Source organism: Erythrobacter sp., assembly GCF_038133525.1.
In the GTDB taxonomy this organism is placed as follows: domain Bacteria; phylum Pseudomonadota; class Alphaproteobacteria; order Sphingomonadales; family Sphingomonadaceae; genus Qipengyuania.
This window is the reverse complement of sequence record NZ_JAYPTL010000028.1, coordinates 1,739-13,578: the sequence shown is the minus strand read 5'-3', so window position 1 is coordinate 13,578 and position 11,840 is coordinate 1,739. Positions and strand designations below refer to the sequence as shown.

Sequence of the window (11,840 nt, the reverse complement as noted above, 5' to 3'; positions counted from 1 at the left end):
AAGACGCCCTGGCCAAGTGCAACGGCTGACCTGAATTCCCCCCACCCTCTCCATCGGTGGGTTTCCTCGAGGGTCCCGGCGGCTTTCCGCCCCGGGGCCCTCTTTTTATGTGCGCTAGATGAGGCCGCGTTCCGCGAGGTCGGCTTCGAGCTGCGCGGCATTGGCGAAATGGTGGACCTGCCAACCACATTCGCGCGCCGCATCGATATTTGCAGCATTGTCATCAATGAACAGCATGGTTCCAGCAGGATGGCCGAACCGGCGTTCGGCAAGGGCGAATATAGCAGGATCGGGTTTTGCCAGTCGCTCTTCACCCGAAACAACGATGTCGCGGAAGACGTCGAACAGCGGCGCCGTAGGCCGAAAGCCGGCCCATAGTTCGGCACCGAAGTTCGTGATCGCAAACAACGGGACACCAGCGGCGTCGAGCCGCCCAACCAGAGCGTGGCTGCCTGGTACCGGTCCGGGGATGGTATCGTTGAAGCGCGTCGCATAGGCGCGAATTTCGGCTTCGAAATCTGGAAAGAGCGCAATGCGTTCGGGCACCATTTCCGCAAGTGCCCGCCCGGCATCATGCTGGAAGTGCCATTCTTCGGTTATGACTTCGGAGACCACCTTCTCCAGCCGAACCGGATCGGTGACGATCTGCCGGAACAAATGGCCGATGTCCCAGCGATAGAGTACCCGCCCGACATCAAAGACCACGGCAGAAACTGTCACTTCGTTACCTCAAATGCGAACGGCCCGCACTCCTCGCGGAGCCGGGCCGGCCTGCAAGACTATCGCCGCCATCAGGCGGCGCGCCCGATTCAGCCCTGGCGGGCCTTGAAGCGGCGATTGGTCTTGTTGATGACGTAGGTGCGCCCGCGACGACGGATCACGCGGCAATCCCGGTGACGGTCCTTGAGCGACTTGAGGCTGTTGCGGATCTTCATGGTCTATCTCATCAAATAAATACGCGCCGGAGTTGGGCCCCCGACGCGCCGAATTCAAGCGCGCCCGTTAACGGGGGAAGCGATTCCCGTCAACCGTCTCCGCGGATTTCCGCGAGCCGGCGTTCCCATTGCAGCGCATGCGCCACGATCGTGTCCAGGTCGGCATGCTGCGGCTGCCACGGCAGCGTAGCACGAATCCGCGACGGATCGGAAATAAGCTGCCCCGGATCACCGGCCCGACGCGGTTCGATCCGCCGCTCGATCGTCCGATTGGTGACACGATCGACTGCGTCGAGCACCTCAAGCACCGAAAAGCCCCGGCCGTAGCCGCAATTCATGGTCAATGAACGGTCGGGCCGCTCGATCAGCGCCTCGAGCGCCAGTACATGCGCCGCGGCCAGGTCACTGACGTGGATATAGTCGCGCACACCGGTCCCGTCGGGCGTGTCGAAGTCCGTACCGAACACGCCGACATGCGTGCGCCTGCCCGTCGCGGCCTCGCAAGCGACCTTGATCAAATGCGTCGCCCCCGCGGTCGACTGGCCCGTGCGTGCCTGCGGATCGGCACCGGCAACATTGAAATAGCGCAGCGCGCAGAAGTTGAAGCCATGCGCAACACTGGCATCTGCCAGCATCCTCTCAGTCATCAACTTCGACCAGCCATAGGGATTGATCGGCTCTTTGGGCGTGTCCTCGGTCACCCGCTCAACTGCCGGGATGCCATAGGTGCGGCGGTAGAGCTGAAGATAAAATGTTCGACCCTGCCAGCGACGGCGGCGGCTATCAGCGCGCGACTCTTCACCGTGTTGTTGTCGTAGTACTTGAGAGGGTTCTCGACCGACTCAGGGACAATGATCGACCCCGCGAAATGCATGATCGCGCCAATGCCCTGTTCGGCGATGATTCGCGCGAGCAGCGTCTCGTCCGCGATATCTCCTTCATAGAAAGGCACGCCATCGGGCACCGCAAAGGAGAATCCCGTCGACAGGTTGTCGATCACTGCAACCGGCCAGCCAGCATCGAGCAGCGCAAGCACTGCGTGGCTGCCGATATAACCGGCCCCGCCAGTAACCAGCACAGGCAGTTTTCTGCTTTCGTTCATGGGCCGCGGCCTAGCACACGATTTGGTAACGGCAAGGAATCTAGAGGGGCGCGCAAGCGTCCCCGTGCGGAATGTGGTTGCCAGCGGCATGCCCGGTGCCACAACCACACAGAGAGACGTGAAAGGATCGCAGGATGAAAGCTCCACATGCAATTATCGGCCTTGTCGCGGCGCTTGCCTTGGCGGCTTGCGCAACGCCGCCGGGGCCGGTCGAAGTCACCCGCTTCGTCGCGCCGGAGCGGTTGGGCGAAATCGGACGTGGAACGTTCTTTGTCGAAGCAATGCACGGCGATGAGGCCAGCAATCTCGAACTGGCGCCGTACAAGGCCGCCGTCGCTTCCGAACTGGTGAAACTGGGCTTTGTCGAGACCGATCGTGAAACGGCCACGCTGGTTGCGCAGGTTGGCGTCAAACGCGGCGTGATCGCGGCGGGTGAGCGACGCGGCCCGGTCAGCGTCGGGGTCGGCGGGTCTACCGGCAGTTATGGATCGGGCCTGGGGCTGGGCATCGGCATCAATCTAGGCGGCGGCCCCAAGGACCGGCTCGGCACCGAACTCGCCGTGCGGCTCAGCGAGAAGGACGGCGCCACCAGTGTCTGGGAAGGCCGGGCCGATTTCCGTCCACCCGAGGATTCTCCCCTTGCACAGGGCAAGGCGAACGCCCAGACGGTCGCCTCTGCGCTGTTTCGGGACTTTCCCGGCAACAATGGCGAAACGATAGCAGTGAAGGTTTCCGAGTGAGCGATATCAGGATCGATTGCGGATTCGACAGCGGCAATATTGAAGTATTGTCGGTTGACGGTGCGACGGCAAAGCTGGCCATCCGCAAGGACAATATGAGCGAATTCGCACAGTGGTTCCATTTCCGCGTTAGCGGGGCCGAGGGTCGCGAGCTCGAGCTGAAGGTCACCGGCCTCAACAGCAGCGCCTATCCGGGCGGTTGGCCCGGTTATGGTGCCTGCGTCTCCGAAGATCGCGACTACTGGGGTCGTGCCGCGTCGAGCTGGGACAAGGACACCGACAACGGTACGCTGACGATCCGCTATGCCCCAGCCAGCGATATCGCCTGGTTCGCCTATTTCGCACCCTATTCGATGGAACGGCATCATGACCTGGTAGCTGAAGCCGCCGCGTCCGAGGGCGTCAGTTATCGCCATCTCGGCACCACACTTGATGGTCAGCCGATCGATTGCCTCGAAATGGGCGAAGGCGATTTCCAGGTCTGGCTCTATGCCCGTCAGCACCCCGGCGAAACGCAGGCCGAATGGTGGATGGAAGGCGCGCTCGAAGTGCTCACCGATCCGGCTGACAGCGTAGGCCGTGAACTGCGCCAGCGCTGCCGTTTCCACATCGTTCCCAATGCCAATCCCGATGGTTCGCGTCGCGGACACCTGAGGACCAACGCGGCGGGTGTGAACCTCAACCGTGAATGGGAAACCCCAACGCCGGAAAAGAGCCCCGAAGTGCTCGCCATTCGCAATGCGATGGATGAAACGGGGGTCGACTTCGCAATGGATGTGCACGGCGATGAAGCGATCCCGGTCGCCTTCCTTGCCGGCTACGAAGGCATCCCCGGCTGGACCGAGGAGCATGGCGAGCGGTTCTATCGCTACGAGCGCATCCTCGATCGCCGCACCCCCGATTTCCAGACCGAGCAGGGCTATGCCAAGGCCAAGCGCGGTGGGGCCAACATGACCATGAGCACCACGCAGGTCGCCGAGCGCTTCGGCGCAACCTCGATGACGCTCGAAATGCCTTACAAGGACAATCCGGCAAAGCCCGAGCCCGAGCAGGGCTGGAGCCCCGAACGCTGCAAGATGCTGGGACGCGACTGCCTAGCCGCGCTACTGGAATGGCTCGACGGCAAGGACGCCTGAAACCCGGCCGGCCCGTCAGTCCTCCTGGATCTGGCGGGCCACCTCTTCGATACTCCCGGTAACGAGCAGCGGGCTGCTGCCGACGATACCGACCAGCGTCTGGCCGTTTTCGCCGGTACGCAACCATGCGACATTGCTGGCGACGACGAGATAGTCGCCCCCGCGGGACTTAAGCGACACGAATTTCATGGGAATTTCTCCTAGCGGGAGCGGCTTAGCACCGCCCGCGCCGGGACACACGGACATTCTCATTTCGATTTTCATCAAAACGTGATTGACAAGCATAATGCAATCCTTCATTTCGATCATTATCGAATTGAAGGATTCTCGAAATGACTACCTCTTCACGTTTCGACCGCTGGCTCGCCGAGATCGCCCGCAACCTCCAGCTATGCTGCCACCATGCGGTCGGAAATATTCCCCGGCGCATGCTCGACGTACCCAAACGGGAACGGGGTTGCTGCGCATGAACGACGCTGACGCCATTGCCGCCTTCGGAGCCCTGGCACAGGATCACCGGCTGGCTACCCTTCGGCAGCTGGTCCGCGCGGGCAAGACCGGCATGGCCGCGGGCGCGATTGCCGAAGCGATCGGCCTCGCCCCCAGTTCGCTGTCATTCCACCTCGCCCAGCTCAGCCAGGCCGGGCTGGTGACGCAAGAACGCCAACACCGCACGATCATCTACCGCGCCGACTTCGCCGCGATCCAAACACTGGTCGGCTACCTTCTCGAAAACTGCTGCGAGGCCGATAGCTGCACCGCCGACCCGACCAAGGAGATCTCCGCATGAAACGCCTGCATGTCCACGTCGGCGTCGCCGACCTCGAACATTCGATCGGCTTCTATTCGACGCTCTTCGCTGCCGAGCCAACCGTGGTGAAGCCCGACTACGCGAAGTGGATGCTCGATGACCCGCGGGTCAACTTCGCCATTTCGCAGCGCGCCTCGCGCGGGGTCGAACACCTGGGCATCCAGGTAGAAGACGAGGTAGAATTGGCCGAGGTCTTTGCAAGGCTGCAAGAGGCCGAGCGCCCGGTGATAGAAGAACAGGAAACCACCTGCTGCTATGCGCGCTCGCGCAAGCAATGGGTCGCCGATCCGCAAGGCGTGGTCTGGGAGACATTCCTCACCATCGGCGATTCGGTCGATTACGGTGCCGGACCGGCCTTCGCCGAGCTGCGCCACGAAGCTTAGTCGACCAGCGGCTCCAGCACCCTCAGCGTACGGGCATCGGCATTGAGTTCGACCTGCACGCCGGAGGGCAAGCACAGCTGGTTGGTGATGTGGCCGATGTTGGCCCCAGTGAATGCCGGGATGCCGAGCGGCTTCAGGTGATGGTCGATGATCTGGTCAAGCGTGAAGCCCACGGTGTCGCCTTCGTCGCCGGTACAGCGGGTGCACTGGCCGAAGATCGCGCCGGCCAGCCCATCGAGGACACCCGCGAGCTTGAGCTGCTGGAGCATTCGGTCGATCCGGTATTCAGCCTCATTCACATCCTCGAGGAACAACACCGCCCCGCTGAAATCGGGTAGCCACGGCGTCCCCATCAAGGTCGAAAGGATCGTCAGATTACCTCCGAGCAACCGGCCCCGAGCGATTCCGCTAGTGATCGTACGACCGGGGCGCCCAACCTCTTGCTCCATCGCTTCGCCGCCCAGCGTCGGCATCTCGCCAGTAAAGGCGAGACGCCAAAGGCTTTCCCAGCTCGCTTTCTCCCAACGGCTTGCAGCATTGGGACCGTGGATCGTGGGGAAGCCGCCGCGCGCGGCGATTGCGAGATGCAGCGCCGTCGTATCGCTATAGCCGAGCAGCAGCTTGGGATGTGCACGGATCGCAGACCAATCGAGCAGTTCCAGCACACGCGCCCCACCCCAACCACCGCGCACAGCGAAAATCGCGCGCACTTCGGGATCGGCGAACATGGCGTTGAGGTCTGCCGCGCGAGCTGCATCGCTTCCAGCGAGATAGCCATCCTGTTCAGTGACATGTGTGCCGAGCTTGGGCACGAGCCCCATCGCCTGGATCCAGTAGCGCGCACGATCGAGTTCGTCCGGCAAGGTCAATGCGCTGGCCGGGGCAACCAGTCCTACGGTATCCCCCAGCCGCAACCGAGGCGGTTTGCGCAAGCGCGCAGCGAAGGCCGCACCCGGCAAACCTGACATGGCGGCCATGGCACCAACCCCGCCAAGCACCGCCCGGCGGTCGATCATACGAGACTGGCAGGCCCGAAGGCGTGGGGGAGCAAATGCGACAGGCGCACCGAGGTCACGCTGTCGGGCCCAACGCAAAGGATTTCGGGATCGGTTCCACCAAGTTGTGCGAGCTCGTTGAGAACCTGGCGGCAACGGCCACAAGGTGTGATCGGCTCCGTCCCGGGGCCGGTCACCGCAACCTTTTCGAGCCCGCCGCGCACGCCATCGGCCATGGCCTTGGCCACTGCCACCGTTTCGGCGCACAGCGCGAGACCATAGCTGGCATTCTCGATATTGGTGCCGGTCACCACACTTCCATCGTTGAACAGCAATGCGGCGCCAACCCCGAATTTCGAATAGGGCGAATAGGAGTGCGCAGCGGCCGCACGGGCAGCGTTGATCAGCTCTTGGTCGGTCATATGCACTTCCTCACAGCGGTCGCACCACCACCCAGCGTAGCGGTTGGTCAGCGGCCTCACTCTTGTACCAGCGATTGGCGGTCCACATCAGCCAGGGCCTTGCGGCGTAGTCGGGCTCGATCCAGCTCCGCGTCAACCACAGCTGGCGGTCGATCCGCCGAGACACGCCATAGGCCGCCTCGAAATCCTCGCTCGGCGCAAGGATTACCGGCTTTCCGGTATGCGCCTCGATCTGGTTGACCAAAGTCATCAGTTCGCTCTGCACGGCCGCTTCGGAGACGTGCCTGGGGCAATGCTCGGTCGTATCCTCAAGCAGAATCGCGGGCGGCAGTAATTCGCGATCGCGCGGCACCATGGTGACGAAGTTCGCCGACTGGCCATCGGCAGTCTGGCATGGATCGAAACGATGCACTGCGCCGACTTCCAGCCCTGCAGTCCGGGCCCGCGCCATGTTCTGGGCAAAGCCGATATCGTGGCCCGTGCTGCCTTCGCTCGCTTCGAGATAGACGAATTTGCCACCCAGCCCGCGCAGCGTATCGAACGCTACCGGACCATCCGCAGCCGAAACCAGCGCACCCTGATCGGGCCATACCGCTTCCTCCGGCCGCCAGCTACGGCCCTTGAAGGCTGCGTAACCCGCAGCCATCCCAAGGAGAACCAACAGGAACAGAGCCATCTTCACGCCGCGCGTCAGGCGCACTGGCCTGCGCCGGCTTCGCTTGCGCCGCGCCACCGCCTCAGCCCTTGATGTGCAGCACGCAGATCAGCGTGAACAGCCGCCGTGCAGTGGCGAAATCGGTTTCAACCTTGCCCTCAAGCCGCTCCAGAAGCAGCTCTGCAGCGTTATTGTGGACACCCCTGCGGGCCATGTCGATCGTCTCGATCTCCATCGGCGTCGCCTTGCGGATCGCCTGGTAGTAGCTGTCGCAGATGGCGAAATATTCGCGGATCGGACGCCGAAAACGGGCAAGCCCCAGCAGCAGCTCCTCGAGCAGCTCGTCATCCTTGTCCGCGATGGTCATCAGCAGCCGTCCGTCCTGCACCGCCAGCCGCAGATTGTATGGCCCCGACGCTCCGCGCTCCGCGGCGCGCAACGGCTTGAACACATTGTCTTCGATCAGGTCGTAGATCGCGATCCGCCGCTCCTGCTCGATATCGGCGTTGCGCCAGATGATGGTCGCCTCGTCGAGTTCGATATGTGCGATGCGGTGATCGCCAGGAAGAGATACGGAATCGGTCATGCCAGACTAGTGCTTTCGCAACTGGGGCGAGGCGGGGCAAGGTGGGACGAGAATTTGTTCACCTGACTACCGTCAAAATCTGCGAGCGCAAAAAATTCTTCAAGCTTCCACAGACCTATCCTCGGTCGGCTTGGAAACTGGCTTCACAGTCGAATCCGCTTCCCGCATGGTTCCGAGATGGCCGACACCGATCTCCTCATGCGCACAGCCGATTCTATTTCCGAAACCGGCAACGGCCCGCAGCTACCCGCAAACCTTGAAGCGGAAGCCGCGTTTCTCGGTGCGGTACTGATCGACAATAAGGTCATCGAAGAGCTGCAGACGCCGCTCGCCCCCATGCATTTCCACGAGCCGGTGCACCAGCGCATTTACGAACGCGTGCTCAAGCTGCTCGACCGCAATTCGGTCGCCACCCCCGTCACTCTCAAGCCTTACTTCGAGAGCGACGAGGCGATGAAGCAGTTGGGCGGGACGACCTATCTCGCGCAGCTCACCGCTGATGGGCAGGGCCTGCTCCACCCGCGCGAACTGGCTGAGCAGATCTACAGCCTCGCTCTGTTGCGCGAACTGGTCAGCGTCGGCCGCAACCTAGTGGAAGGCGCGCTCGACACGTCGGACGAGGTCGAGCCACTCAAGAAGATCGAGCAGGCCGAAGCCGACCTCTACCGTGTCGCCGAAGGGGCAAGCACGGGGAACGAAGCGCAGACCTTCCGCACCGCCGCCTTCGGCGCACTGCAGGTGGTGCAGGCGGCGATGAATTCGGGCGGGCGCTTCTCGGGCAAGACCACCGGGCTCGACACGATCAACGAGAAGACATCGGGCCTGCACAATTCGGACCTGGTGATCCTCGCGGGGCGCCCGGCGATGGGCAAGACCTCGCTGGCCACCAATATCGCTTTCAATGCCGCGCGTCGGTTGATGGACGACCAACGGGCGGGGATCGAGCGCGAGAAGTCGCCCGGTGCGGGCGTCGCCTTTTTCAGCCTGGAAATGAGCGCAGACCAGCTGGCCACGCGTATCCTTGCCGAACAGGCCGAAATCTCAAGCGAGAAGCTGCGCTCTGGCCGCCTCAGCCGCGACGAATTCCAGCGCCTGAGCTTTGCCAGCCAGGAACTGACCGACCTACCGCTCTACATCGACGACACCCCAGCGCTAACCATCGGAGCGCTGCGCACGCGCGCCCGCCGCCTCAAACGGCGGCACGATATCGGCCTCGTGATCGTCGACTATCTCCAGCTGCTGCAAGGCTCGGGCCGCGCTAGCGACAATCGCGTCAATGAAATCTCTGAGATCAGCCGCGGGTTGAAGACACTGGCCAAGGAACTCCACGTTCCGGTGATCGCGCTGTCACAGCTGAGCCGTCAGGTCGAACAACGCGAAGACAAGCGCCCACAATTGTCCGACCTTCGCGAATCCGGCTCGATCGAGCAGGACGCGGATATGGTGTGGTTCATCTACCGCGCCGAATATTACCACAACGCGCTGAAGCCCGACACACCCGACGAGACCAGTTCCGAAGACGTCCGGATGAAGTATGCCGAGTGGGAAGCGCGGCACCTCGAACTGGTCAACAAGGCCACTTTGATCGTAGCCAAGCAGCGCCATGGTTCGACCGGCAACGTCCCGCTGCTGTTCCACAGCGAGTTCACCAAGTTCTCAAGCCCCGATGTGCGGCACTATGAGGATTACGAGTAAGTCAGATCCCGAGGTTCAGCCGTCGGGTCACTGTATAATCGATCACCGAAACCAGCAGCCAGCCCAGCCGCCAGCGAGTGCGATTCCATAGGGTTGCGCGTTCATGGTGGACCTCGGGAGTGATCGCTTCCGATGCGGCGATATGCCCGGTCACGAAGCCACGCATGGTTTCAGCCAACGCTGCATCCTCAATCCTCAATACGATCTCGAGATTGAGGTAGAGGCTGCGCATGTCGAAATTTGCGCTGCCCATGTAAGTCGCATCGTCAAGGACGAGCAGCTTGGTGTGCAGCTTGCATGGGCTAAACTCCCAGATTCGCGCGCCGTGCTTGAGCAGGTAGCGATAAAGCGAGCGCGCTGCGCCAATTGTCGCTCCATTGTCGCTCTTGGCCGGTAACAGCAGCCGCGTATGACCTTTACGCGCGACCCGTGCGATCCGGCGCAGCAAGAGGAAGGGTGGCGCGAAATAGGCCATGAAGATGTCCAGCTTCTCTCCCTCAATCAGGTCCTGCGTAACGCAACGCGCCCAGCTTGAGGGCCCGCGCGATGGGCCGCCAACGAGCCAGCGCAGCTTGCCGTCCGCGCATTGCCATTCCCATTCCCGCACGGCGCGCCGGATCGCCCGGAACGGGGGGCGTGCGCGGCTCGACCAGGCTTCAAGCATTGCGAACCAGTTGACCAGTCCGGCGATGGCTTCCCCTTCGACCTGGATCGCCAGGTCGTTCCAGCCGTTTTCCTCCGGTGGGGCAAAGTAATCATCGGCGATATTGAAGCCACCGAACAACGCCCTGCTATTGTCGACGATGACCATCTTCTGGTGGTTGCGGATCAGGTAGCGGAAGCCCCAGCGCGGACTGAAGAAGAAGGTTCGCCCACCCGCTTCGACCAGCGGTGCCAGGAAGGGATCGGTGACCGATGCCCCGAAACGATCGACGATCAGGGTAACTGCCACACCCCGCCGCGCTGCTGCGACCAGCGCATCGCGCAGTGCCGTGCTCACGTCGTCCTCGGCAAAGATATAGAAGCAAATATCGAGCCGCTCGCGCGCACCGGCAACCAGTTCGAGCAAGGCGCGGCGTCGGTCTGCGCCAGAAGGATAGAAGATGAGCGACTGGCCCTGCGCCTCGACCGCAAATGGCGGCGGGTCGCAATATTCGATCGGATTATTGCAGGGGTTCACGTCTCCCATTGGAAGACAGCCTTACCGAACCCGCGCGTCCGCGCAAATCCTTGACTGCGGCAGCATGGCCCCCTATTTGCCGCGCTTTCCCAGAATCATTCAGATGACCGGAGTGCCCGAATGGCGCGCGTTACCGTTGAAGACTGCGTAGATAAGGTTCCCAACCGCTTCGATCTCGTGCTGCTGGCTGCCCAGCGCGCTCGCGAGATTTCTGGTGGCGCCGAACTGACCATCGACCGCGATCGCGACAAGAACCCGGTCGTGGCGCTGCGCGAAATCGCCGAGCAGACGATCAAGCCTGGCGAGCTGCATGAAGCGGCCGTCACCAACCTCCAGAAGATCCTGCCGGACGACGACGACGAAATGGATGAAGTCGGCTCGCTCAGCCAATCGGCCGAAGCGCTGCGGATTACCGCCTCGGCACCGACCCGTTCGACCTCGATCGGCGGCGATTACGACGGCTAAGCCGCTCTGACAGATACGCAAACGTGGAAAGGCCGCCCATTGGGCGGCCTTTTTGCATTGCAGCAATGCTCTCACCCGCCCTATCCTTGCGGCAACGGGAGGTTTTCATGAGCGACATAGGCGACGCGCTGGGCACGGCGGTGGAAGGCGGGCTGTTCGCGAGAGCCGTGGGGCGCGGCAAGAACGCGCTACCCGATACGCCTGCACTTGAGCGGGGCCATTTCGCCGAGGGCGCCTGCCTCAATTGCGGCACGCAGCTGATCGGCGAACATTGCCACGCTTGCGGCCAGCGGGCGCATCTGCACCGTACATTGGCAGCTTTCGGGCATGACCTGCTGCACGGCGCGCTGCATCTCGACGGCAAGACCTGGAAGACGCTGCCCCTGCTGGTCTTCAAACCCGGCCAGCTGACCCGTCGCTATATCGAGGGTGAACGCGCACGCTTCGTAAGCCCAATGGCGCTGTTCCTTTTCTCGATCTTCCTGATGTTCGCGGTGTTCCAGGCGGTGGGCCTCAGCGCTCCGACCGAATTCACCACCGCCGACATGCTCAAGTCGAACATGGAGAACGTCTACACCGACGCGCAAACGCAAGTGGACGAGCAGCGCGAACGCGTCGCCCAGATGTCTCCTGAAAGTGAGAACTATGCGGACGCCCAGGCCCGCCTGGCGCGCTACGAGAAGAATCTCGAGGATCTGGAGCAGGCGCGCGGCCTGGTGTCGGACGATGCGACCG

At 62.5% G+C, this 11,840-nt stretch carries 16 protein-coding genes and 1 pseudogene; 8 read left to right on the top strand and 9 right to left on the bottom strand.

What is annotated here, in order from left to right:
* Nucleotides 1-114 precede the first annotated feature (114 nt).
* The 3 genes and pseudogenes from AAFM29_RS09095 to galE form a co-directional block, all read right to left on the bottom strand.
* Nucleotides 115-720 carry an HAD-IA family hydrolase gene (locus AAFM29_RS09095; RefSeq protein ID WP_341712486.1) on the bottom strand — a complete coding sequence of 202 codons (606 nt, stop codon included), beginning with the start codon at nt 718-720 and terminating at the stop codon, nt 115-117.
* 89 nt (nt 721-809) lie between these two features.
* Nucleotides 810-935 (bottom strand): type B 50S ribosomal protein L36, encoded by a 126-nt coding sequence (ykgO, locus tag AAFM29_RS09090; protein WP_029941846.1) that lies wholly within the window; start codon nt 933-935, stop codon nt 810-812.
* A gap of 89 nt (nt 936-1,024) precedes the next feature.
* A pseudogene (gene galE / locus AAFM29_RS09085) lies at nt 1,025-2,037 on the bottom strand (UDP-glucose 4-epimerase GalE).
* A 134-nt stretch (nt 2,038-2,171) separates the two neighbouring features.
* Here galE and AAFM29_RS09080 point away from each other — a divergent pair.
* Together AAFM29_RS09080 and AAFM29_RS09075 are read left to right on the top strand one after the other, a co-directional pair.
* On the top strand, nt 2,172-2,777 hold the full coding sequence (locus tag AAFM29_RS09080) for a hypothetical protein (RefSeq protein WP_341712485.1): 606 nt from the start codon (nt 2,172-2,174) through the stop codon (nt 2,775-2,777).
* Complete coding sequence (locus AAFM29_RS09075; RefSeq protein ID WP_341712484.1) at nt 2,774-3,913, top strand: M14-type cytosolic carboxypeptidase; 1,140 nt, start codon at nt 2,774-2,776, stop codon at nt 3,911-3,913. The genes AAFM29_RS09080 and AAFM29_RS09075 overlap by 4 nt, the downstream gene beginning before the upstream one ends.
* A 15-nt stretch (nt 3,914-3,928) precedes the next feature.
* On the opposite strand, the gene AAFM29_RS09070 is transcribed toward AAFM29_RS09075, so the two are convergent.
* Entirely contained in the window at nt 3,929-4,102 is a 174-nt protein-coding gene (locus AAFM29_RS09070; protein ID WP_173215558.1) for a hypothetical protein, read from the bottom strand.
* A 143-nt stretch (nt 4,103-4,245) separates the two neighbouring features.
* Here AAFM29_RS09070 and AAFM29_RS09065 point away from each other — a divergent pair, with 143 nt between their 5' ends.
* Genes AAFM29_RS09065 through AAFM29_RS09055 form a run of 3 tightly spaced genes read left to right on the top strand, consistent with a single transcriptional unit; the run spans nt 4,246 to nt 5,107 of the window.
* Nucleotides 4,246-4,383 (top strand): hypothetical protein, encoded by a 138-nt coding sequence (locus tag AAFM29_RS09065; RefSeq protein WP_341712483.1) that lies wholly within the window; start codon nt 4,246-4,248, stop codon nt 4,381-4,383.
* Nucleotides 4,380-4,703, top strand: coding sequence for a helix-turn-helix transcriptional regulator (locus AAFM29_RS09060; protein ID WP_341712482.1), 324 nt, complete (start codon nt 4,380-4,382; stop codon nt 4,701-4,703). Before AAFM29_RS09065 ends, AAFM29_RS09060 begins: the two co-directional genes overlap by 4 nt.
* Nucleotides 4,700-5,107: an ArsI/CadI family heavy metal resistance metalloenzyme gene (locus tag AAFM29_RS09055; protein WP_341712481.1), complete on the top strand. Its 408-nt coding sequence runs from the start codon at nt 4,700-4,702 to the stop codon at nt 5,105-5,107. Before AAFM29_RS09060 ends, AAFM29_RS09055 begins: the two co-directional genes overlap by 4 nt.
* Here the strand turns inward: AAFM29_RS09055 and AAFM29_RS09050 are convergent.
* Genes AAFM29_RS09050 through AAFM29_RS09035 form a run of 4 tightly spaced genes read right to left on the bottom strand, consistent with a single transcriptional unit; the run spans nt 5,104 to nt 7,765 of the window.
* Nucleotides 5,104-6,123, bottom strand: a complete 1,020-nt coding sequence (locus AAFM29_RS09050) for an LD-carboxypeptidase (RefSeq protein ID WP_341712480.1) — start codon at nt 6,121-6,123, stop codon at nt 5,104-5,106. The genes AAFM29_RS09055 and AAFM29_RS09050 overlap by 4 nt on opposite strands.
* Nucleotides 6,120-6,524: a cytidine deaminase gene (locus AAFM29_RS09045; RefSeq protein WP_341712479.1), complete on the bottom strand. Its 405-nt coding sequence runs from the start codon at nt 6,522-6,524 to the stop codon at nt 6,120-6,122. Before AAFM29_RS09045 ends, AAFM29_RS09050 begins: the two co-directional genes overlap by 4 nt.
* Nucleotides 6,525-6,534: 10 nt before the next feature.
* Nucleotides 6,535-7,224 (bottom strand): glycoside hydrolase family 25 protein, encoded by a 690-nt coding sequence (locus AAFM29_RS09040; RefSeq protein ID WP_341712478.1) that lies wholly within the window; start codon nt 7,222-7,224, stop codon nt 6,535-6,537.
* Nucleotides 7,225-7,261: 37 nt separating this feature from the next.
* Nucleotides 7,262-7,765 (bottom strand): UPF0262 family protein, encoded by a 504-nt coding sequence (locus AAFM29_RS09035; protein WP_341712477.1) that lies wholly within the window; start codon nt 7,763-7,765, stop codon nt 7,262-7,264.
* A 177-nt stretch (nt 7,766-7,942) separates the two neighbouring features.
* Between AAFM29_RS09035 and AAFM29_RS09030 the strand changes: the two genes are divergently transcribed.
* On the top strand, nt 7,943-9,460 hold the full coding sequence (locus tag AAFM29_RS09030; protein ID WP_341712476.1) for a replicative DNA helicase: 1,518 nt from the start codon (nt 7,943-7,945) through the stop codon (nt 9,458-9,460).
* Nucleotide 9,461: 1 nt separating this feature from the next.
* On the opposite strand, the gene AAFM29_RS09025 is transcribed toward AAFM29_RS09030, so the two are convergent.
* Entirely contained in the window at nt 9,462-10,649 is a 1,188-nt protein-coding gene (locus AAFM29_RS09025) for a phosphatidylserine/phosphatidylglycerophosphate/cardiolipin synthase family protein (RefSeq protein WP_341712475.1), read from the bottom strand.
* Nucleotides 10,650-10,760: 111 nt separating this feature from the next.
* On the opposite strand from AAFM29_RS09025, the gene rpoZ reads away from it, so the two are divergent.
* Nucleotides 10,761-11,105 carry a DNA-directed RNA polymerase subunit omega gene (gene rpoZ / locus AAFM29_RS09020; RefSeq protein ID WP_341712474.1) on the top strand — a complete coding sequence of 115 codons (345 nt, stop codon included), beginning with the start codon at nt 10,761-10,763 and terminating at the stop codon, nt 11,103-11,105.
* Nucleotides 11,106-11,212: 107 nt separating this feature from the next.
* Nucleotides 11,213-11,840: DUF3667 domain-containing protein (locus AAFM29_RS09015; RefSeq protein ID WP_341712473.1), on the top strand; the 628-nt coding region annotated here is incomplete at its 3' end.

Bases quoted from the DNA above. Each gene is read 5' to 3' on its own strand.
- ykgO (WP_029941846.1), bottom strand. From the start codon at position 935: ATGAAGATCCGCAACAGCCTCAAGTCGCTCAAGGACCGTCACCGGGAT.
- AAFM29_RS09080 (WP_341712485.1), top strand. From the start codon at position 2,172: ATGAAAGCTCCACATGCAATTATCGGCCTTGTCGCGGCGCTTGCCTTG.
- AAFM29_RS09070 (WP_173215558.1), bottom strand. From the start codon at position 4,102: ATGAAATTCGTGTCGCTTAAGTCCCGCGGGGGCGACTATCTCGTCGTC.
- AAFM29_RS09065 (WP_341712483.1), top strand. From the start codon at position 4,246: ATGACTACCTCTTCACGTTTCGACCGCTGGCTCGCCGAGATCGCCCGC.
- AAFM29_RS09060 (WP_341712482.1), top strand. From the start codon at position 4,380: ATGAACGACGCTGACGCCATTGCCGCCTTCGGAGCCCTGGCACAGGAT.
- AAFM29_RS09055 (WP_341712481.1), top strand. From the start codon at position 4,700: ATGAAACGCCTGCATGTCCACGTCGGCGTCGCCGACCTCGAACATTCG.
- AAFM29_RS09050 (WP_341712480.1), bottom strand. From the start codon at position 6,123: ATGATCGACCGCCGGGCGGTGCTTGGCGGGGTTGGTGCCATGGCCGCC.
- AAFM29_RS09045 (WP_341712479.1), bottom strand. From the start codon at position 6,524: ATGACCGACCAAGAGCTGATCAACGCTGCCCGTGCGGCCGCTGCGCAC.
- AAFM29_RS09035 (WP_341712477.1), bottom strand. From the start codon at position 7,765: ATGACCGATTCCGTATCTCTTCCTGGCGATCACCGCATCGCACATATC.
- AAFM29_RS09030 (WP_341712476.1), top strand. From the start codon at position 7,943: ATGGCCGACACCGATCTCCTCATGCGCACAGCCGATTCTATTTCCGAA.
- AAFM29_RS09025 (WP_341712475.1), bottom strand. From the start codon at position 10,649: ATGGGAGACGTGAACCCCTGCAATAATCCGATCGAATATTGCGACCCG.
- rpoZ (WP_341712474.1), top strand. From the start codon at position 10,761: ATGGCGCGCGTTACCGTTGAAGACTGCGTAGATAAGGTTCCCAACCGC.